Below are 19887 nucleotides of genomic sequence, written 5' to 3'. Positions count from 1 at the left end.
GTACGCTAGAACAATCAATGATGAGCAGAGAGGAAGTATGACGTTATGAATAGAGTAGATGTCAAAGAAAAAGCACGGTCCCGTGACCTACGCATACTAAGCAAATGGAAGCAGGAAGACACATTCCGTAAATCCATCACCCATCGTGAAGGAAAACCTAATTTTGTGTTTTATGAGGGTCCACCAACTGCTAACGGCAAACCGCATATCGGTCATGTGTTGGGTCGTGTAATTAAGGACTTTGTTGGCCGCTATCAGACTATGAAGGGATACCGTGTCGTACGTAAGGCAGGCTGGGATACGCATGGCCTGCCAGTAGAACTGGGTGTGCAAAAGCAACTGGGGATCTCCCACAAACCTGAAATTGAAGAATATGGCGTTGAGAAGTTTATTAAAAAATGTAAGGCGAGCGTGTTCGAGTACGAGCAGCAGTGGCGCGATTTAACTGAAGCGATCGGATACTGGACAGACCTCGATCATCCATACATTACCCTGGACAATAACTATATTGAGAGCGTATGGAACATTTTGGCGACAATTCATGAAAAAGATCTGCTATATCGTGGTCATCGTGTGAGTCCGTATTGCCCGGATTGTCAGACAACGCTAAGCTCCCATGAAGTTGCACAGGGCTATAAAGATGTAAAGGATCTGAGTGCCACTGCCAAATTCAAGCTGCATAGCAGTGGTGAATATGTACTTGCCTGGACGACAACACCTTGGACTTTGCCGAGTCACGTGGCGCTCGCGGTTAATCCTGAGCTGGAATACGCACGTGTCAAGCAGGAAGATGGTGTATACATCGTTGCCAAAAATTTGGTTGAGGACGTAATTAAAGGCGAACATGAAGTGATTGGCACGCTGTCCGGTTCAGAACTGGTTGGCCAAACGTATACCCCGCCATTTACTTATTTTCAGGTGGAAAAGGGTAACCAAATTCTGGGCGCGAAGTTCGTAACAGACTCCAGCGGTACAGGTATCGTTCATATGGCTCCGGCACATGGTGAGGATGACTATCGCGTATGCCGTGAAAATGGCGTTGGGTTTATCAACGTAGTGGACCTTGAAGGTAACTATGTAGCTGAAATCACTGATTTTGCAGGTCGTTTTGTGAAAGATTGCGATGTAGATATTGTGAAAATGCTGTCCGAAAAAGGTTTGTTGTACAGCAAGGAAAAATATGAGCACAGTTATCCGTTCTGCTGGCGCTGCGATACTCCATTATTGTACTATGCGATGGACAGCTGGTTTATCAAAACAACTGCGATCAAGGATCAGCTGATTGCTAACAACAGCCAAGTTGAATGGTACCCAGGTCATGTACGCGAAGGACGCTTTGGCAAGTTTTTGGAGGAACTGGTGGACTGGAACATCAGTCGTGATCGCTATTGGGGTACACCGCTCAACATCTGGGTTTGTGAGGAAACTGGAGAACAGTTCGCACCTCACAGTATTGCTGAATTGAGAGAACGTGCGATTGGGGACGTACCGGCGGATATCGAGCTACACAAACCATATGTAGATGATATCAAGGTTCGTAGCCAATGTGGTAAATACGAAATGACTCGCACACCGGAAGTTATCGACGTATGGTTCGATAGCGGCTCTATGCCGTTTGCACAGCATCATTATCCTTTTGAGAATAATGAAACGTTTGAGCAGCAATTTCCAGCAGATATGATCTGTGAAGGCATTGACCAGACTCGTGGCTGGTTCTATAGCTTGCTTGCAGTTTCGACGATGCTGACTGGCAAAGCTCCTTACAAAGCTGTCATGGCAACAGGCCATGTACTGGATGAGCAGGGGCAGAAAATGTCCAAATCAAAGGGAAATGTGATCGATCCGTGGGAAGTGATTGACGAGTACGGTACAGACGCTTTCCGTTGGGCGTTGCTTTCCGACAGCGCACCATGGAATAGCAAACGCTTTTCCAAAGGCATCGTAGGCGAAGCCAAATCGAAGCTGGTAGATACGCTTGTCAATACACACGCATTTCTGACCTTGTATGCGGATATTGACGGATATGATCCGGCACAGCACCCATTCAAGCCGTCGGCACACAAGTTGGATCGCTGGATTTTGTCCCGTCTGAACAGCCTGATTTTGGTCGTGGACAAAGCATTATCTTCCAATGACTTCCTGAACTCATCCAAAGCGATTGAGTCGTTTGTGGATGAGCTGAGTAACTGGTATATCCGTCGTTCACGCGATCGTTTCTGGGGCAATGGGCTTACAGAAGATAAGCTGGATGCATATCGTACACTGACCGAGGTGCTGTTAACGACGGCGAAGCTGCTTGCACCGTTCACACCGCTGCTTGCTGAGGATATTTATCTCAACCTGAGCAAGGGGGAAAGTGTTCATCTGGATGACTATCCGTCTGCTAATGAATCCTTAATTGATCTGGAACTGGAACGAGATATGGAAACAGCACGTCGCGTCGTTGAATTAGCACGCAATGTCCGTAACGAAACAGGTTTGAAAACGCGTCAACCGTTGTCTGAGTTGATCCTGTCTATGGATCAGGATTTTGACCTGAGTGGCTATGAGGAAATCATCAAAGATGAGATCAATGTGAAGCATATCCATGTGGAGACGGACGATAGCGGGTTTGTAGATTTTACACTGAAGCTGAATTTGAAGGTAGCAGGTAAGAAATACGGCAAAAATGTTGGATTCCTACAAAACCTTTTCAAGGGAATGTCTGCGGAGGACACACGTTCTGTTGTAGAAAAAGGAGTGCTGAATGTGACTTCTCCAGAAGGGGAAGAGCTGCAAGTTACAGCCGAGGAATTGCTGGTGGAGAAAAAAGCGAAGGAAGGTTTCGCATCTGCTTCCGGCTATGGCTTAACGGTAGCGTTGAATACAGACATTACGCCTGAGCTTGAGCAAGAGGGCTGGGTACGTGAAGTGGTTCGCGCGGTACAAGACTACCGTAAAAAGCTGGATCTGCCGATTGAAAAGTATGTGGCATTGACGTTGGATGTAGACAACGAGCTGCGCCAGGCGATTGAAAGCTTTGACTCTGTGTTGCGTGAGAACGTATTGGTGACCACTGTGACCTTTGGTCAAGCCGAACCGGCAGAACATGTAGAAGTGAACGGCAAAACCATCGGCGTTCATATTGGGGAATAATTACAAGCCCCCTGTCCCATAATACAATAACAGGCAGCATATAAAACGAGCCTAAGCATCCGAAACGGGTTTCCTCCGTTACGTGCTTCGGCTCGTTTGCTGCGTTCGGGGCAGCCATGGGAAAAGGGGGATTGTGCATATGACAGCACGGTCAAGGCGCAGACAGGGAAGGTATCTCCAAGGGATGAGGGGAGAAAAAGCTGTCGTAGCCTTAGATAAGGGACTAGCAGGTGACCAGGCAGAGAAATTAAATCGTGTGGAAAAGCTAGTACGGACTGTGTCAGAACAGATGGAACGTACACGTATTGCAGATTACGCTTTGCTGCTGAATAAGCCTTGGCGGTTACTTTGGCTAAATCTAATATCAGGAATTTCCCGGGGAGTCGGCATCGCGCTCGGTTTTACCTTTTTTGCCGCTACCATTATATATGTGCTGCAGGTGCTCGGAGCGCTGAATTTGCCGATTATCGGTGATTATATCGCTGATATTGTACGCATCGTACAGCGACAATTAGAGCTTACCACCTACTAGGACGTTTCACTATTAAGATTAAGATTCGTCCTCTTGTATATCTGGCTCCAGCAGACCTTCACCCTCGCCGTCTTCTAAATATCGCTGATAAATAGAACTGCGGACAATGGAGACATTTCTGCCATAAATGTCAGTAGCGACAAAGCTTTCATATGGCTCTACGAAGCCCATATTATCATCGCCGGCTTCAATTTCCATATCATCATAGCTGTGGACTTCTCCACTTTCCGCCATGGCTGGGGAGTTAGAGGTACCCCAGTTTTCAACGATCTGCCAAGCATCTTCACCGTCAAAGCCGTTTTGTTCTTCACGCTCATCCAAGCTTGTTCTACCGAACGCAGGAGCGAGAAATTCCTCCTCTACCGGACGATTGTTGGATACTTCGGTTTCAGGACTGTATTCTTTGCAGTAAATGGTGTAGGGAACAGCCAGCAGGCGTTCATAGGGAATGGGTTTACCGCTGGCAGCGCAGATCCCATAGGTTCCCTTGTCCATAGCCATCAAGGCTGATTTGATCCGTTCCAATTGAAACTCGTCATGCTCCAGTAAGGAAATATCTTTGGCTCGCTCATAGGTTTCGGTAGCCAGATCGCCTGGATGATTATCAATGGGAGAAAGCTCACCAGTTTGATCGCGTTGAGAATCGCCGAGTCCGTAATGGTCGTTGTTTTGCAAACGATGCTCAATTTCCTTTTTGCGTTCCAGCAGTTCGTTACGCAAGCCCTGCAACTGTTGCTCCGTCAATGGGGACATGGAATCCTCTCCTTGTTCAAGATTTACATGCATGCGTTGTGTCAGGTATGCTCCTTGTAGTGTGCACCGGGAAGACCTCTTTTACATAGGAAATTCTAATCAAATGTGATCGAGTTCATTCCATGTATGGACTGTGCTGGATAGCCGGCGGGACTCGTGGACGATCTGAGAAGGCTTATGCTACAATAAATGGGTTCGACAACGGATATAAGCGGATCGGAGTGACGAAGGACTGTGATTTATTTTGGTATTGCGTTAATTATTTTTTTGATTGATCAGGGAGTCAAATATTTGGTAGCTACGCGGATGGAATTGTATGAGCAAATACCGGTCATCGGCAATTTCTTTTTAATCACTTCCCATCGTAACCGTGGAGCTGCTTTTGGAATTTTGGAAGGGCAACGCTGGCTTTTTATCGTGATTACAATTGTAGTCGTGATCGGTATCGTATGGTACCTGAGAAAAACAGTCAAAGCTGGGCAGAAGCTGCTGCCTGTGGCGCTAAGTTTGGTGCTTGGGGGAGCGGTCGGTAATTTTCTAGATCGGGCTATCTCGGGAGAAGTGGTTGATTTTGCGCAGTTCAATTTTGGAAGCTACACATTCCCGATTTTTAATGTGGCAGACTCGGCGATTGTCATCGGTGTTGCACTGATTATTTTAGATACATTGCTGGAATCACGTCGGGAAAAAGGGAACGGCAATGATAGCGTTGAAGGGAAGTCATAGCATGAACGAAGTGAATGAAAACAGCGAATCCACCGATCTGTCTTATGAGGACGAACTGGAGGGTGAATCTCTGGAATGGACGGCAGATTCGGGAGATGTCAAAACACGGATAGACAAATACATCGCCGAAGAAATGAAGGATGTGTCTCGTTCCCAGATCCAGCTGTGGATTGGGAATGGTCGCGTGCTGGTAAACGGTGCAGCGGTCAAAGCGAACTACAAGCTGGCTGAAGGAGATCATATTGTACTATCGGTACCTGAGCCAGAAAGTGTAGATATTAAGCCGGAAAATATTCCGCTAGATGTCGTGTACGAAGATTCGGATGTTATTGTCATTAACAAGCAACGTGGTCTAGTCGTGCATCCTGCACCAGGGCACTCCTCAGGAACACTGGTTAACGCACTGATGTACCACTGTCAAGATCTTTCCGGCATTAACGGGGAATTACGCCCCGGTATTGTTCACCGTATTGATAAGGATACATCAGGACTGCTGATGGCTGCTAAAAATGATCAGGCCCACGCATCACTTGCAGCACAGCTTAAGGATCATAGTGTGACTCGGAAATATATAGCATTGGTCCACGGTCATTTGAGCCACGACCAGGGAACCGTAGATGCTCCAATCGGTCGTGATGCAGGTGATCGTAAAATGTTTACGGTGACGGAACGTAACAGTAAGCATGCAGTTACCCATTTTCTCGTTATTGAACGGTTGGGGGATTATACCTTGCTTGAACTTCAATTGGAGACAGGGCGCACACATCAAATTCGTGTTCACATGAAATTCATTGGGCATCCATTGGTTGGCGATCCTATGTATGGACGCAGTAAAGGAGTTCGTATGGAGGGCCAAGCCCTGCATGCAGCGGTACTGGGATTTAAGCATCCAACTACGGGAGAATACTTGGAATTTAGCAGACCAATCCCTCCTGATATGGAGGACGTATTAACGTCCTTGCGTAGTCGCTAAAACAATGATGAACTGCTTTTCTATTCAAAAACTTGAATAAATCATTAATTTAGACCGCCTAAATGGCGGTTTTTTTATTGTGAGACAAGGAATGGGTAAAAACAACTATGGATAATTATACAGATATGATGTATATTTATTAAAGTGCTTCCGGTGGTTCCGGTTGAACGGGTGTTGACACGAGATTTTCAATCTGTCATACTTCTTGTAGTTGCGATGAACTTTGTCCAAGAGATGGTTAGCCATCTCGCACTATAAGAAGCAGGACAAAGGAAATCCTGAATAGCACCTTTAAATCAGTCCCGTGAGGCTGGCAAGGTAACGTGAATGGATCACTGATCAGTGCATCCGCTGCGGCGGTATGTCTTCAGTGTGTCCGACAGATCGGAGAACAGTGGAAGACTGTTCATACGAGACTCCTTGCCAAACTTGGGCAAGGAGTCTTTTTTGTATCCGAACACGGGACCAGGTCTGAAGGGAACATCACCTGAGGAGGCTGGAAGCATGAGTTATGAAACACATGTACTGATGGATGAAATTGCGATTCGTCGGGCATTAACGCGGATTGCACATGAAATTTTGGAGAAAAACAAGGGTATCGACGATTGTGTGCTAGTAGGCATTCGCACACGCGGAGTTCATTTGGCGCAGCGCTTGGCTGAAAAAATTGCTGAGATTGAAGGCGCACCGATTCCATGGGGAGAGCTGGATGTCACAGCCTACCGGGATGACCGAAGCAGCGTTGCCGAGGCGAAAGGAAATGGAAAAGAGCTTTTGATGAATCCTGCCGACGTATCGGTTCATGATAAGAAAGTCATTCTCTTTGACGATGTGCTGTACACAGGCCGCACCATTCGCGCGGCAATGGATGCATTGATGGACTGCGGACGACCGCAAATGATTCAGCTGGCTGTGCTAGCAGATCGCGGACACCGTGAGCTTCCGATTCGTCCAGATTACATCGGCAAGAACATCCCGACCTCCAAATCTGAGGAAATCGTAGTAGCACTTCAGGAGACGGACGGTAAGGACGAAGTGACGATCATTCAGAACCGGGGGGAATAGGTATGATCACAACAGCCAGTCAACTTAGAGAACGTAGCCTGCTCGGATTAAAAGAACTTAGTCGAAATGAAATTGAGTCGATTCTGGATCGTGCTCATTACTGGGAATCACAGCCGCAAAAACTGATTCCAGTTCTACAGTCACGCTTCGCGGCCAACATGTTTTTTGAAAATAGTACACGCACACGCTTTTCTTTTGAAATGGCGGAGAAGCGCCTAGGCGCTCAGGTTTTGAACTTTTCCGCTGCGGCTTCCAGTGTGGAAAAAGGGGAGTCCATCTACGATACGGTGCGTACGCTCGAATCCATGGGCATAGATGCTGGAGTCATCCGGTTAAAGCCAGCCGGAGTGCTGCAAGAGCTTGCTGAGAAGGTCAGTATTCCGCTGGTTAATGCGGGGGACGGCAACAATGAGCATCCAACGCAGGCTCTGCTGGACCTTTACACCATGCGCAAAACTTTCGGTGAGCTGAAAGGCTTGAGAGTATCCATCATAGGCGACATTCTGCACAGCCGTGTAGCTCGCTCGAATTTGTGGGCTTTGCAAAAATTCGGAGCCAAGGTTAGCTTCTGCGCACCGGATAATATGCAAGCACCTGATCTTGCAACGTACGCGCCTTATGTACCGATGCAAGAAGCTTTGCAAGCAGACGTAGTTATGATGCTGCGGGTACAGCTGGAACGGCATGCTGAAGGAATGTTGCGCTCAGCGGATGAGTATCGAGAGCAGTACGGTTTGACAGAAGAAAGAGCAGCGAGCCTTAAGTCCGGAACAATTATCATGCACCCGGCTCCAGTGAATCGGAATGTGGAGATCGACAGTGCAGTGGTGGAAAGCGAGCAATCGCGAATTTTTCCGCAAATGGCCAACGGAGTTCCGATCCGTATGGCGGTTATGGAACGGGCAATGAAGCTGTAGAAGCTGTCAGCAGAATCGTAGGAAACGTTGCAAAAAACCTGAGCGGAGGAATATTTCAGATGAAACAATTAATTATGAATGCAAGCGTATTGAACGAGCAGGGCGAGACAGAATTAAAATCCATTCTCATCGCTGACGGAAAAATTGTGGCTATCGCAAATGCGGAAGCCGGGATTAGCCTCATTAAGGAAGAAGGGGCATCCGGGCAAGAGCTCGAAGTCGACAAAATCGACGCCCAGGGAAAGCTAGTCATCCCCGGTTTAATCGATATGCATGTGCATCTGAGAGAACCTGGTTTTGAATATAAAGAAACAATTGAAACAGGCAGTCGCGCTGCGGTGAAAGGTGGATTTACCACGATTGCCTGCATGCCAAACACACGTCCGGTGACGGACAATGTGGACACGGTTCAGCTGGTGCTGAAAAAGGGGCAGGAAGCCGGGCTCGCCAAGGTGCTTCCTTACGCAGCCATCACGAAAAACGAGCTGGGACGTGAACTGACGGATTTTGAAGCGCTCAAGGCAGCAGGTGCCATCGGCTTTACTGATGATGGAGTCGGAGTGCAAAGCGCACAAATGATGAAGGATGCCATGTCACGCGCCAAAGCGCTGGATATGCCGGTCATTGCACACTGTGAAGATAACACACTTGTTGTAGGAGCAGCAGTAACAGACGGTGAATTTGCCAAGCGTCACGGGCTCAAAGGTATACCCAATGAATCTGAAGCCATCCATGTCGGACGTGATATCCTGCTATCCGAGGCAACCGGGGCACATTATCATGTATGCCATGTGAGTACAGAGCAATCGGTGCGATTGATCCGCCATGCCAAATCCTTTGGCATCAAGGTCACTGCTGAGGTATGCCCGCATCACTTGGTACTTTCCGATGAAGATATTCCTGGACTGGATGCTAACTGGAAAATGAATCCTCCGCTCCGCTCTCCGCGTGATGTCCAGGCATGCATTGAGGGGCTGGAAGACGGCACGATTGATATCATCGTAACTGACCATGCAGCACACAGCGAGGAAGAGAAGGCAAAAGGCATGGAGCTGGCGCCATTTGGAATCGTCGGATTTGAGACAGCCTTTCCGCTGTTGTACACCAAATTCGTAGCTACCGGAAAATGGACGCTGGACTTTCTGGTACGCCGTATGACGACTGATCCAGCGCGTGTCTTCCGACTTGATACGGGACGCCTGGAAGAGGGAGCACCCGCTGACCTGACCATGATTGATCTGGAGCAGGAGCAGGCGGTTGATCCACAGACGTTTGCCAGCAAAGGACGCAACACTCCTTTTACAGGCTGGAAGCTCAAAGGCTGGCCTGTGAAAACTTGGGTAGACGGCAAACTGGTATGGTCTGCCGACGAAGCGCAATAATACACAACTACTAAAAAATAGAACCTTATAGCAGGAAACAATATAGAGGAGTGAGACGGGATGCAGGCAAGATTGTTACTTCAGGACGGCACGCTGTTTACAGGCACATCATTTGGTGCGGAAGGTGAAAAAACAGGCGAGGTCGTTTTCAACACAGGGATTACAGGCTATCAAGAGGTGCTGACGGATCCCTCTTATTGCGGACAAATCGTAACCATGACTTACCCGCTGATTGGAAATTACGGAATAACTCGTGATGACTTTGAATCGGTACGGCCTTATGTCCACGGCTTTGCTGTTCGACATTACGAGCCAGCGCCAAGTAACTGGCGTGCTCAATACAGCGTGGGCGATTTGCTGAAGGAATATGGCATCATTGGCATTAGCGACATCGACACCCGCATGCTCACCCGGATTATTCGCCATCATGGCACGATGAAGGGCATTTTAACGACTGGTTCCCAGCCGTTGGAAGAACTAAAAGAAATGATGTCCGACTTGACCATCGAAGAACTGCGTAATCAGGTTCCTTTGACCTCTACTCCTCATCCGTACAGCAGCCCTGGCAACGGAGAACGCATCGTATTGATTGACTATGGTGCTAAAAGTGGCATCCTGCGCGAACTGAATAAACGGGATTGCGATGTGGTCGTCGTTCCACATGATACTACCGCCGAGGAAATTCGTCGCTTGGATCCGGACGGTATCCAGCTGTCCAACGGTCCTGGAGATCCAAAAGACGTACCACATGCCGTTCGTACAGTGGCTGAACTGCTAGGAGAATACCCAATTTTCGGAATTTGCTTGGGACACCAGTTGTTCGCCTTAGCTTCGGGAGCAGATACGGAAAAGCTGAAATTCGGACATCGCGGTGGTAACCACCCGGTGAAAGAACTGGAGAGCGGGCGCTGCTTCATCACTTCACAAAATCATGGCTACACAGTGAATGAGGAATCGATTCAAGGAACGGAGCTTGAAGTGACGCATATTAACAACAACGATAAAACGATTGAGGGTCTTAAACATACCAAGTATCCCGCGTTTTCAGTGCAATACCACCCAGAGGCTGCGCCTGGTCCTTACGATAATGGCTACCTGTTTGATCGCTTTCTGGAAATGATCCGTGAGCACAAAAGAAATCAACCCAAGCAACCGCGTCAGGCTGCTATCGCCGCCGCAGTGAGAGGAGAGCGCTAATATGCCGAAAAATACAGAACTTAAAAAAATACTCGTGATCGGTTCCGGTCCTATCGTCATCGGTCAGGCAGCAGAATTCGATTACGCTGGTACACAAGCTTGTCAAGCGCTCAAAGAAGAAGGCGTCGAGGTAGTACTGATCAACAGTAACCCGGCAACCATCATGACAGACACCAATATGGCAGATAAAGTATACATCGAGCCGATTACACTTGATTTTGTAACACAGATTATCCGCCAGGAGCGTCCGGATGGTCTCCTTCCTACGCTGGGAGGGCAGACAGGTTTGAATATGGCAGTGGAACTGGCTCGCGCTGGGGTGTTGGAACGCGAAAACGTTAAACTGCTGGGAACTCAACTGAATTCAATTGAAAAAGCTGAAGATCGGGACTTGTTCCGCGACTTGATGCGTGAGTTGGAACAGCCAGTACCGGAAAGCGTAATTGTAACAACACTGGAAGAGTCACTGGAGTTTGCTAACGAAATTGGTTATCCCATTATCGTTCGCCCGGCTTATACGCTCGGGGGAACAGGCGGTGGGATCTGCGCCACAGAAGAAGAATTGCGTGAAACAGTGAGCTCTGGCTTGCGTTACAGTCCAATCGGGCAATGCTTAGTGGAAAAAAGTATCGCAGGTATGAAGGAAGTTGAGTATGAAGTTATGCGTGACGGCAATGACAACTGCATCGTTGTCTGCAACATGGAGAACTTCGATCCGGTGGGCGTGCACACTGGCGACAGTATCGTTGTAGCGCCGAGCCAGACGCTGTCAGATCGTGAGTATCAAATGCTGCGCTCCGCTTCTCTGAAAATTATCCGCGCCCTCAATATCGAAGGCGGCTGTAATGTACAGTTTGCGCTGGATCCGCACAGCTATCAATACTACGTGATTGAGGTCAACCCACGGGTGAGTCGTTCCTCGGCATTGGCTTCCAAGGCAACAGGATATCCAATTGCCAAAATGGCGGCCAAAATTGCATTAGGCTACACATTGGATGAAATTGTGAACCCAGTAACAGGACAAACGTATGCTTGCTTTGAGCCGACATTGGATTACATCGTGAGTAAAATACCACGCTGGCCATTTGACAAGTTCATTTCTGCCAACCGCAAGCTTGGCACACAGATGAAAGCAACCGGTGAAGTCATGGCCATCGGACGTACATTTGAAGAGTCTATCCATAAAGCGGTTCGTTCTCTGGAAATTGGTGTGCATCGCCTGCATCTCAAGGGTGCCGATCAACTATCTGATGAGGTGCTTAAGGATCGCCTGCGCCAAGCAGATGATGAGCGCTTGTTCTTGGTAGCCGAGGCGTTCCGCCGCGGCTGGAAGCAACAGGATATTCAAGATATAACCCAAATTGATTGGTGGTTCCTCGATAAGGTAGAAGGAATTGTTAAGTTCGAATCCATTATCGCTGGAGAGTCTGAGCTGTCCTCGGAAACACTTTATCAGGCCAAACGAAAAGGTTTTACCGACCGCTCCATTGCCGAGATTCGCAGTATGGGTCAACAGAAGAGTATGACAACCGAGTCTGAGGTTCGTGAATTCCGTCTAAATCAAAACCTGCGTCCTGTCTACAAAATGGTAGATACGTGCGCAGCCGAGTTTGAAGCTACAACTCCGTACTATTACTCCTCTTATGAGGTGGAAAACGAAGTCATTCCATCTAACAAAGAGAAAGTCATTGTACTCGGCTCTGGACCTATTCGGATCGGTCAAGGGATTGAATTTGACTACTCCACCGTACATGCGGTATGGGCTATTCAAAAAGCGGGTTACGAAGCGGTAATTATTAATAACAACCCAGAGACTGTATCTACGGACTTTAACACGTCGGATCGTCTCTACTTTGAGCCACTTTTCTTCGAAGATGTAATGAACGTCATCGAGCAGGAGAAACCGATCGGTGTCATCGTCCAGTTCGGCGGTCAAACGGCGATTAACCTCGCAGCCCCACTAAGTGCGGCAGGCGTGAATATTTTGGGTACGAGTCTGGAAAGTATCGATGAAGCAGAAGACCGGAAAAAGTTCGAACAGCTTCTGTCTCGCCTTGCTATCGCACAGCCTAAAGGCAATACGGTCACCTCGGTAGATGAAGCGGTAGGAACTGCCCAGGCATTGGGGTATCCGGTTCTGGTACGTCCTTCCTACGTCCTGGGCGGACGCGCTATGGAAATTGTGTACTCAGATACGGAATTGCTGCGGTACATGGAAGAAGCGGTTAAAATCAATCCGGAACATCCCGTGCTCATCGACCGTTATATGCTGGGCAAAGAAGTTGAAGTCGATGCCATCTGTGACGGTGAAACGGTTCTAGTACCAGGGATCATGGAGCATGTGGAACGGGCAGGAGTTCACTCAGGTGACTCGATCGCGGTATATCCGCCGCAGCACTTGTCTGACGAGCTAAAGCAAAAAGTCGTGGACATTACGATCAGCATTGCCAAGGAATTGAAAACGATTGGTCTGGTGAACATTCAGTTCGTCATTCATCAGGATGAGGTGTATGTCATCGAGGTTAACCCTCGTTCCTCACGGACGGTTCCTTTCCTTAGCAAAGTTACGAATATTCCGATGGCAAACCTGGCGACACAAGCCATTTTGGGCGGCAAGCTCAAAGATGCAGGCTATACAGACGGGCTTTGGCCTGAGAGTAATTATGTCTCGGTTAAGGTTCCTGTATTCTCCTTTGCCAAGCTGCGTCGTGTAGAGCCGACACTGGGGCCTGAAATGAAATCTACAGGTGAAGTTATGGGACGCGATATCCAGTACGCCAAAGCATTATACAAAGGACTCGTAGGCGCAGGGATGAAAATTCCATCCACCGGAGCGATCATCATCACGGTAGCGGATAAGGATAAAGAAGAAGCGGTTGAGCTGATGCAGGGCTTTTATAGACTGGGCTACAAAATTATTGCTACAGGTGGAACGGCAGCTGCATTGGAACAGGCCCACATTCCAGTAAACACTGTTAACAAGCTAAGTGAGGGCAATCCGAATATTCTGGATATGATCCGCACAGGTGAAGCCAACTTTGTCTTCAATACGCTGACCAAAGGCAAAACGCCAGAGCGTGACGGGTTCCGCATTCGACGCGAAGCGGTTGAGAACGGCGTTGTCTGCATGACCTCACTGGATACAGTACGCGCTTTGTTAAAAATGCTGGAGACGATTAACTTCACATCCGAGTCGATGCCAGTTCTCAGCAACTAACGAGTTATAAATAGATGGAAAATAAGTAGTAATGGGAAGGACATTCATCAGCTTTTGCTGGCGGATGTCCTTTATCACGGGCACATATACCCGAAATGATGTGAAAAGGGGATGTAGAACGGTGAACGAAGCATTTCAGCAGATGGCAGGACGGCTGATGGTTGCGTTAGATTACCCGGATGCACAACAGGCTGAGCAGTTCATTCGGCAGCTTGAGGGAATTCCTTGTTATATAAAAGTGGGGATGCAGCTGTTTTATAGCGCAGGACCAGCTTTTGTAAAACAATTAAAATCAAGAGGTTATTCCGTATTTCTGGATTTGAAAATGCATGATATCCCCAACACGGTACGGGGAGGAGCAGAGAGTATTACCCGTCTAGGCGTGGATATGTTTAATGTACACGCTGCTGGAGGACGCAGTATGATGTCTGCAGCCAGAGCCGGAGCCGAAGCAGCGATTTCCGCAGACAGCTCGCTTGCCATGCCGCTAATTATTGCAGTCACACAGTTGACCAGCACAGATCAGACGACCATGAATACGGAGCTGGGCATTCCTGGCACGGTGCAGGATACAGTCGTCCGTTATGCACAATTGACACGTGAAGCTGGACTGGACGGTGTGGTAGCATCCCCATTAGAAGTGCCTGCGATTCGTGCTGTATGCGGATCTGACTTTAAAACCATAACCCCGGGCATACGCCCGGCAGGCAGCGCTACAGGTGATCAATCTCGTGTGCTCACACCCGGACAAGCCATTGCCCAAGGCAGCAGCTATATTGTCGTTGGACGGCCGATCACGGCGGCACCAGACCCACGCGCCGCAGCAAAACATATTATTGAGGAGATGTTACAAGTATGACTACATTAAACAATATACCAGAGCAAATTGCATCCCATCTGTTGCGCATTCAAGCAGTGGCACTGCGTCCACAGCAGCCTTTTACATGGACATCAGGCATTAAATCCCCTATCTACTGTGACAACCGCCTGACCATGTCCTACCCGGAGGTGCGTGAACTGATCGCAGACTCTTTTGCGGCTATCATCCGTGAACAATACCCCGAAACAGAGGTTATTGCCGGCACAGCCACAGCAGGGATTCCTCATGCTGCCTGGGTGGCACAAAAGCTAAATCTGCCAATGGCTTATGTCAGAGACAAAGCTAAAGGACATGGGAAAGAGAACCAAATCGAGGGTCGCATCAGCGCCGGGCAAAAGGTTATGGTCATCGAGGACCTCATCTCTACCGGGGGAAGCTCTATTAAAGCAGCCCAGGCTGTAGAGCAAGCAGGCGCCCAGCCGTTAGCTGTACTGGCTATTTTCAGCTACCAGTTGGACAAAGCCACTCAAGCTTTTGAAGAAGCAGGAGTGAAGCTGCAAACCTTGTCCAATTACACCGCTTTGATGGAGGTCGCCTTGCGTGAAGGAACCATTCAGGAGGAAGAAATGGAGCTGCTGCGTTCCTGGCGCCAAGACCCGGCTTCCTTTGGCAAATAAGGCTGAGCATATAGAGATAGCAGAGCTAATAGATCGTGCAGTACAGTCACTTTGCATTCAGTATAGATTGTTATAAATCAAGCTGTGTAAATCGAATTCGATCCGGATACACTAACACCTACTATCATGTGAAAAGGGGAGTTCGGATGTATTGGGTTTACTATGGCAGACTGTACACGACTAAATTCCAAGCAGGATGTCTGGCAAAAAGGCTAGAACATGATGGTTGGATGTATGGCTACAATGACCCCCGCGCAGTGGAGGTGTACCGCTCGCGCAAAGGTCGCTATGGTGTCCGATTTATTCTGTAGGGTCATAAAAAAAATTAAAAAGAAAATTTTAAAAAACTATTGACGAAACACAAGAAAATGTTGTATGTTAATTAACGTTGCTGTTACAAATATGTAGCGTGAATATACATATTTTTTTGAGGGCCCTTAGCTCAGTTGGTTAGAGCGGTCGGCTCATAACCGATTGGTCGGGGGTTCGAGTCCCTCAGGGCCCATTTCCTCAAAAACCCTTGCTTAGCAAGGGTTTTTTGTTGTTCATTATTCGCTGCTTTAGTGATAGGATTTGTTTTGGAGAGGTAGATTGTTTATCCTAGTAAAAGGAAAATTAAAGAGTGCGGTAACTAATTTTTAAGCATCTCATGAATACATTGCAATAGCTAGGGTGTGTACGCAAACTGTAAATCAAGAGAACATTCTGGTAAAATAAGAGATATGGGACGAAGATACAAATTAACAGACCGTGAATGGGGAGTCGTTCAGATGCTTTTGCCCCCCGTATCTTTCGAAGCTGGATTTACAGAATCGAGAAATTTTGGCGGATCAGGCGCATGATACCGATGTGATTATGGCCTTAATAAAGGAACAAAACGCAACCGGCGAAAGAAGCGAGTTTACGACAAGGATACGTAAAAATAAGAGCATTTAATCGTAAGGGCTTTTTTTAATCAAGTGAAACAGTATTGGCGCTTGGCAACCCGCTATGACAAGACAGCGAGCGTGTTCAAGGCTTTTTTGGCGTTGATTTCGATAAGGATGTGGCTAAGTCTATGTAGAATTTATATAAACTTTCAATTTTACAAATATCAATAAACATATTATTGTAAAAACAAAGAAATTGGAGGTGGCTTGACAATGAAAATTCTTATAGTAGGCTATTTTACACAAATTTCTAAATCAAATATTAAAAGATATTTTCCTAATGACTGGGATATTGTAATTGTGTCGCCGGGAAAAGAAATTCTGCATCATATTGGAGACTGCCAGGTTATCATACCTGAACATATCAAAGTGGATCGCGACTTACTTTCCATGGCAAAAAAATTGAAACTGGTACAGACGGGTGCAGGGTATGATAATGTAGATATTGATGCCTGCACGCAACTAGGTGTTTGGGTAGCTAATGCTGCAGGAGTGAATGCGCAGGCAGTGGCCGAGCATGTAATGGCGCTGATGTTGTCTTATTATAAAAACATACCCTACCTTGATAGATTCATGAAAACCAGAATAGATGAAAAACAGTTGGACTATACAGGAAGTGAATTAAAAGGTAAAACGATAGGGATTATCGGCTTTGGTGCTGTCGGTAAAAAAGTAGCTGAGTTTTGCAGGGTTTTTGATATGAATGTGCTGGTTAATGCTAGACATGCCGTTGTACAACCTGACAGCTTTGTAAAAATGACGGATTTCGATAATCTTGTAAGCGTATCAGATATAGTCACTGTACATACGTCACTGAATCCGCAAACCAAACAACTGATTGATAAAGCAGTATTCAAAAAGATGAAGAATGCCGCACTTTTTATCAATACGGCTCGCGGTGGGATTGTCAATGAAAATGACTTAATAGCTGCTTTAAAAGATAAAGAAATTTCAGGAGCATGCTTGGATGTGTTTGAATCTGAACCGCTTTCAATTGACAGCGAACTAAGGAATCTGAGTAATGTCATACTTACTCCCCATACTGCTGGCATGCCAGATGGCGTCAAGTTGCATAAAAAAAGATATGATTTTTTTGTCAATAATATAAAACATATAAAAAACGGTGAAGAACCCGAAAGCAAGCTTAATCAGGTGTTATAGTTCTGATAATTTTTCATTTTATTAAAAAAGTAGTCGATTAATTGGCCGTTCTTTATACGTATCCTAGTCATACGCCCGCTTTTTTCTTCGGTCTCGCTTGTTCGGAATCCATTACCGAATCATCTGCCTGTCCTAGTGTCAACTCAAAGCGGAGCGGATTCCCCAGTACATCAACCACGAACGCCAGAAAAAGCTGTAGGCTGAAGACCAAGGGCCATCATAATTGGGTAAATAATCCCATGAAGCACCGATACGGGCAACCCAGAGGACGGCTTCACAGTTTGCGTACACACCCTAGTAGGATTATAGCCTAATAAAGAAAGCACTGCCCAATAGACGGGCAGTGCTTTCTTTACCGCTTTTTCCTAGTTTACCTTAACGGTATACACCATTCTCAATTTACCGTTACCGGCGTAAATCTCGACTCTTGCATTCGTTGCAGTGGTGGTAGTTACCACGCCGGAAGCGGAAACGGTGACATTTCCGCTCGCCACTTTATAAGTATCCCCTGGGTAGTTTGACAGCGCATAGGAATAATTACGTGGCAACGTAGCCGTTCTGTAGTATACTCCATTAACTTCTACAATAGGTGTAATTACTGGAGAAGGGCCTACTGATGCGGACGCACTAGGAACGATAATACTTCCAAGGAGTCCCAAAGACATAGCTGTTGATAATAATATTTTCTTAGTATTCATTAAAAAATCCTCCTTATGTATGGTATGAGCTCCTAAAATATACCATGTAAAATTATTGATTTCACTTCATTCGACAAATGTTGTCAAAATAATACAATAAAATGATTCTAAAGTCCTATAAGATATAAAAGAATTAAAATATGACAATTGAAGAAATTCATTTTAATATACTTAATTTTCTTGGGCTATTCTCTATATCTGAACCAAATTTGTCTATAACAGAATAAAAACGGACATCAGCGTGATACGCTCGAGGTCCGTTTTCGTATTAACATATCTGGCACTTGGTATTAGTTGACAAGTTGGTGCGCAAGCGTCTCACTGCGATCTAGATTTCTTTCGATCATACGTGGTTTTAATGCAGACAGCTCCGTACTTTGACGAATCGCTTCAGCTACCAACTGGGCGATTTTCTTTGCTCCTTCGTCCGAAAAATGACTATTATCTGCTATACCAGCCGGGTAATTAGGATGCGTTTTTTCAGGCAAATGCATAAATAGAAGCTGAGACTCTTGTTCACCCATGGAACGATAAAGCTGCTGTGATGCTTTGAAAATATCGAGCAACGGCGTCTGAGTTTCCTTGGCAACTTGTCTCATGGCAGCGGGATAGGTTCCCACGGCCAGCGGATCAGGTTCACCGTTTGCGGTAAAGCGGCGGCGGCTGACCGAGGTCAACAGTACTGGAATTCCACCACGTTCCCGAGCGGACTGAATGAATTGAATTAAGTTTAGACGGTACTCTCCATCAGGATCGGTGTAGCGCGCGGGGTCTTCTTTTTTCTCATCGTTGTGTCCAAATTGAATAAACAGATAATCGCCAGCTTGAATATCTTTTTCAATATCAGCTAATCGCCCTTCTGCTATAAAGGATTTGGTGCTTCGTCCGTTGACGGCACGATTGTCCACATGCACAGTTGGGCCAAAATAAGCTTGCAAATGTTCGCCCCAGCCTGTCATCGGTTTTTCGGCTGCCCCTTTTTGGGCTGCAGTAGAGTCTCCTGCGATAAACAGTCGGGTTGTCATCTGCTGTCTTGCCTGCGCATATCCATGTTTTTGAAGCCATTTTTCCGCCAGGTCAAGCCATTGTCGGCATTCATGGTTGTCCTCAGACAGTCCCAATCCGTGCCGCCCTTCTTCAAATACATGCAGTTCAAACGGAATATGCTCCCTAGACAATGAGAAAGCGAACAACAGGCTATTTTCTACCGGTACAGCGCCATCATTGGCCGTTGTCCACATAAAAGTTGGGGGTGTCTGTGCAGTCACTTGCCGATCGGATGAAAAGGCTTGAAGCTGCTCCGAGGTCGGCTGTTCGCCTAAAAAATGCGTACGGCTTCCAATATGCGTATAAGGCTCATGCAATGATATTACAGGGTACCCCAACATCAGAAGATTTGGTTTTTCTGCTCCAATCGTGGACACAATGGAGGCCAAGTGACCGCCTGCTGAAAAACCGATGAGACCCACTTGATCAGGGATCACTAGCCAGTCATGCGGTGTTTGGCGAATCCACTGTAGGGCATGTTCAACATCCTCCAGCAAGGAGGTAACCTCGAAATCGCCGACCTGATACTCCAGCACACCCGCGTGAATACCTAAATCATTTAACCACTGGGCGATCGGCTCTCCTTCATGTGAGGCCAAATGCTCGTAGCCACCGCCAGGTAACACCAATACAAAAGGACGGGCTTCATGTACCGCTA

16 protein-coding genes and 1 tRNA gene are annotated in these 19887 nt (G+C 47.0%); 14 read left to right on the top strand and 3 right to left on the bottom strand.

Features of this window, described 5'->3' with window-relative positions; genetic code table 11:
- Nucleotides 1–45 precede the first annotated feature (45 nt).
- Nucleotides 46–3135: an isoleucine--tRNA ligase gene (ileS, locus tag AC5V8P_RS11110; protein WP_064796066.1), complete on the top strand. Its 3090-nt coding sequence runs from the start codon at nt 46–48 to the stop codon at nt 3133–3135.
- A 139-nt stretch (nt 3136–3274) separates the two neighbouring features.
- Nucleotides 3275–3667: a DUF5665 domain-containing protein gene (locus AC5V8P_RS11105; protein WP_231116775.1), complete on the top strand. Its 393-nt coding sequence runs from the start codon at nt 3275–3277 to the stop codon at nt 3665–3667.
- Nucleotides 3668–3685: 18 nt separating this feature from the next.
- Here the strand turns inward: AC5V8P_RS11105 and AC5V8P_RS11100 are convergent, their stop codons facing one another.
- Nucleotides 3686–4420, bottom strand: a complete 735-nt coding sequence (locus AC5V8P_RS11100; protein ID WP_064796067.1) for a TraR/DksA C4-type zinc finger protein — start codon at nt 4418–4420, stop codon at nt 3686–3688.
- A gap of 234 nt (nt 4421–4654) precedes the next feature.
- Here AC5V8P_RS11100 and lspA point away from each other — a divergent pair, with 234 nt between their 5' ends.
- From lspA to AC5V8P_RS11040, 12 genes are all read left to right on the top strand, one after another.
- The gene (gene lspA, locus AC5V8P_RS11095; protein ID WP_063210154.1) at nt 4655–5146 is read left to right on the top strand and encodes a signal peptidase II; all 492 of its coding nucleotides are present in this window, start codon (nt 4655–4657) and stop codon (nt 5144–5146) included.
- 1 nt (nt 5147) lies between these two features.
- Nucleotides 5148–6119 carry an RluA family pseudouridine synthase gene (locus AC5V8P_RS11090; protein WP_063210155.1) on the top strand — a complete coding sequence of 324 codons (972 nt, stop codon included), beginning with the start codon at nt 5148–5150 and terminating at the stop codon, nt 6117–6119.
- Nucleotides 6120–6623: 504 nt separating this feature from the next.
- Complete coding sequence (gene pyrR / locus AC5V8P_RS11085; protein WP_063210156.1) at nt 6624–7184, top strand: bifunctional pyr operon transcriptional regulator/uracil phosphoribosyltransferase PyrR; 561 nt, start codon at nt 6624–6626, stop codon at nt 7182–7184.
- 2 nt (nt 7185–7186) lie between these two features.
- Entirely contained in the window at nt 7187–8101 is a 915-nt protein-coding gene (locus AC5V8P_RS11080; protein WP_063210157.1) for an aspartate carbamoyltransferase catalytic subunit, read from the top strand.
- Nucleotides 8102–8160: 59 nt separating this feature from the next.
- Entirely contained in the window at nt 8161–9483 is a 1323-nt protein-coding gene (gene pyrC / locus AC5V8P_RS11075; protein ID WP_064796068.1) for a dihydroorotase, read from the top strand.
- A 60-nt stretch (nt 9484–9543) separates the two neighbouring features.
- Nucleotides 9544–10680, top strand: a complete 1137-nt coding sequence (gene carA, locus AC5V8P_RS11070) for a glutamine-hydrolyzing carbamoyl-phosphate synthase small subunit (protein ID WP_063210159.1) — start codon at nt 9544–9546, stop codon at nt 10678–10680.
- 1 nt (nt 10681) lies between these two features.
- Nucleotides 10682–13897, top strand: a complete 3216-nt coding sequence (carB, locus tag AC5V8P_RS11065; RefSeq protein WP_064796069.1) for a carbamoyl-phosphate synthase large subunit — start codon at nt 10682–10684, stop codon at nt 13895–13897.
- Nucleotides 13898–13961: 64 nt separating this feature from the next.
- Nucleotides 13962–14756: an orotidine-5'-phosphate decarboxylase gene (gene pyrF / locus AC5V8P_RS11060; RefSeq protein WP_081276753.1), complete on the top strand. Its 795-nt coding sequence runs from the start codon at nt 13962–13964 to the stop codon at nt 14754–14756.
- Entirely contained in the window at nt 14753–15394 is a 642-nt protein-coding gene (pyrE, locus tag AC5V8P_RS11055; protein ID WP_064796071.1) for an orotate phosphoribosyltransferase, read from the top strand. The genes pyrF and pyrE overlap by 4 nt, the downstream gene beginning before the upstream one ends.
- A 146-nt stretch (nt 15395–15540) precedes the next feature.
- Nucleotides 15541–15705: a hypothetical protein gene (locus AC5V8P_RS11050; RefSeq protein WP_167669737.1), complete on the top strand. Its 165-nt coding sequence runs from the start codon at nt 15541–15543 to the stop codon at nt 15703–15705.
- Between the two features lie 120 nt (nt 15706–15825).
- A tRNA-Ile gene (locus AC5V8P_RS11045) sits at nt 15826–15899 on the top strand.
- A 637-nt stretch (nt 15900–16536) separates the two neighbouring features.
- Nucleotides 16537–17484 carry an NAD(P)-dependent oxidoreductase gene (locus AC5V8P_RS11040; protein WP_064796072.1) on the top strand — a complete coding sequence of 316 codons (948 nt, stop codon included), beginning with the start codon at nt 16537–16539 and terminating at the stop codon, nt 17482–17484.
- Between the two features lie 365 nt (nt 17485–17849).
- Here the strand turns inward: AC5V8P_RS11040 and AC5V8P_RS11035 are convergent, their stop codons facing one another.
- Together AC5V8P_RS11035 and AC5V8P_RS11030 are read right to left on the bottom strand one after the other, a co-directional pair.
- Nucleotides 17850–18182, bottom strand: a complete 333-nt coding sequence (locus tag AC5V8P_RS11035) for a hypothetical protein (protein ID WP_019688017.1) — start codon at nt 18180–18182, stop codon at nt 17850–17852.
- A gap of 290 nt (nt 18183–18472) precedes the next feature.
- Nucleotides 18473–19887, bottom strand: a 1415-nt coding sequence (locus AC5V8P_RS11030) for a GDSL-type esterase/lipase family protein (protein WP_495473635.1), incomplete at its 5' end; no start/stop codon positions are given.

This window comes from Paenibacillus sp. N119s, assembly GCF_059447605.1.
The sequence above is the reverse complement of the archived record's forward strand: the minus strand, read 5'-3'. Positions and strand labels throughout refer to the sequence as shown.

What these genes read in the sequence shown, in the direction of transcription:
- ileS (WP_064796066.1), top strand. Translation starts at nt 46, where the DNA reads ATGAATAGAGTAGATGTCAAAGAAAAAGCACGGTCCCGTGACCTACGC.
- AC5V8P_RS11105 (WP_231116775.1), top strand. Translation starts at nt 3,275, where the DNA reads ATGACAGCACGGTCAAGGCGCAGACAGGGAAGGTATCTCCAAGGGATG.
- AC5V8P_RS11100 (WP_064796067.1), bottom strand. Translation starts at nt 4,420, where the DNA reads ATGTCCCCATTGACGGAGCAACAGTTGCAGGGCTTGCGTAACGAACTG.
- AC5V8P_RS11090 (WP_063210155.1), top strand. Translation starts at nt 5,148, where the DNA reads ATGAACGAAGTGAATGAAAACAGCGAATCCACCGATCTGTCTTATGAG.
- pyrR (WP_063210156.1), top strand. Translation starts at nt 6,624, where the DNA reads ATGAGTTATGAAACACATGTACTGATGGATGAAATTGCGATTCGTCGG.
- AC5V8P_RS11080 (WP_063210157.1), top strand. Translation starts at nt 7,187, where the DNA reads ATGATCACAACAGCCAGTCAACTTAGAGAACGTAGCCTGCTCGGATTA.
- pyrC (WP_064796068.1), top strand. Translation starts at nt 8,161, where the DNA reads ATGAAACAATTAATTATGAATGCAAGCGTATTGAACGAGCAGGGCGAG.
- carA (WP_063210159.1), top strand. Translation starts at nt 9,544, where the DNA reads ATGCAGGCAAGATTGTTACTTCAGGACGGCACGCTGTTTACAGGCACA.
- carB (WP_064796069.1), top strand. Translation starts at nt 10,682, where the DNA reads ATGCCGAAAAATACAGAACTTAAAAAAATACTCGTGATCGGTTCCGGT.
- pyrF (WP_081276753.1), top strand. Translation starts at nt 13,962, where the DNA reads ATGTCCTTTATCACGGGCACATATACCCGAAATGATGTGAAAAGGGGA.
- pyrE (WP_064796071.1), top strand. Translation starts at nt 14,753, where the DNA reads ATGACTACATTAAACAATATACCAGAGCAAATTGCATCCCATCTGTTG.
- AC5V8P_RS11050 (WP_167669737.1), top strand. Translation starts at nt 15,541, where the DNA reads ATGTATTGGGTTTACTATGGCAGACTGTACACGACTAAATTCCAAGCA.
- AC5V8P_RS11040 (WP_064796072.1), top strand. Translation starts at nt 16,537, where the DNA reads ATGAAAATTCTTATAGTAGGCTATTTTACACAAATTTCTAAATCAAAT.
- AC5V8P_RS11035 (WP_019688017.1), bottom strand. Translation starts at nt 18,182, where the DNA reads ATGAATACTAAGAAAATATTATTATCAACAGCTATGTCTTTGGGACTC.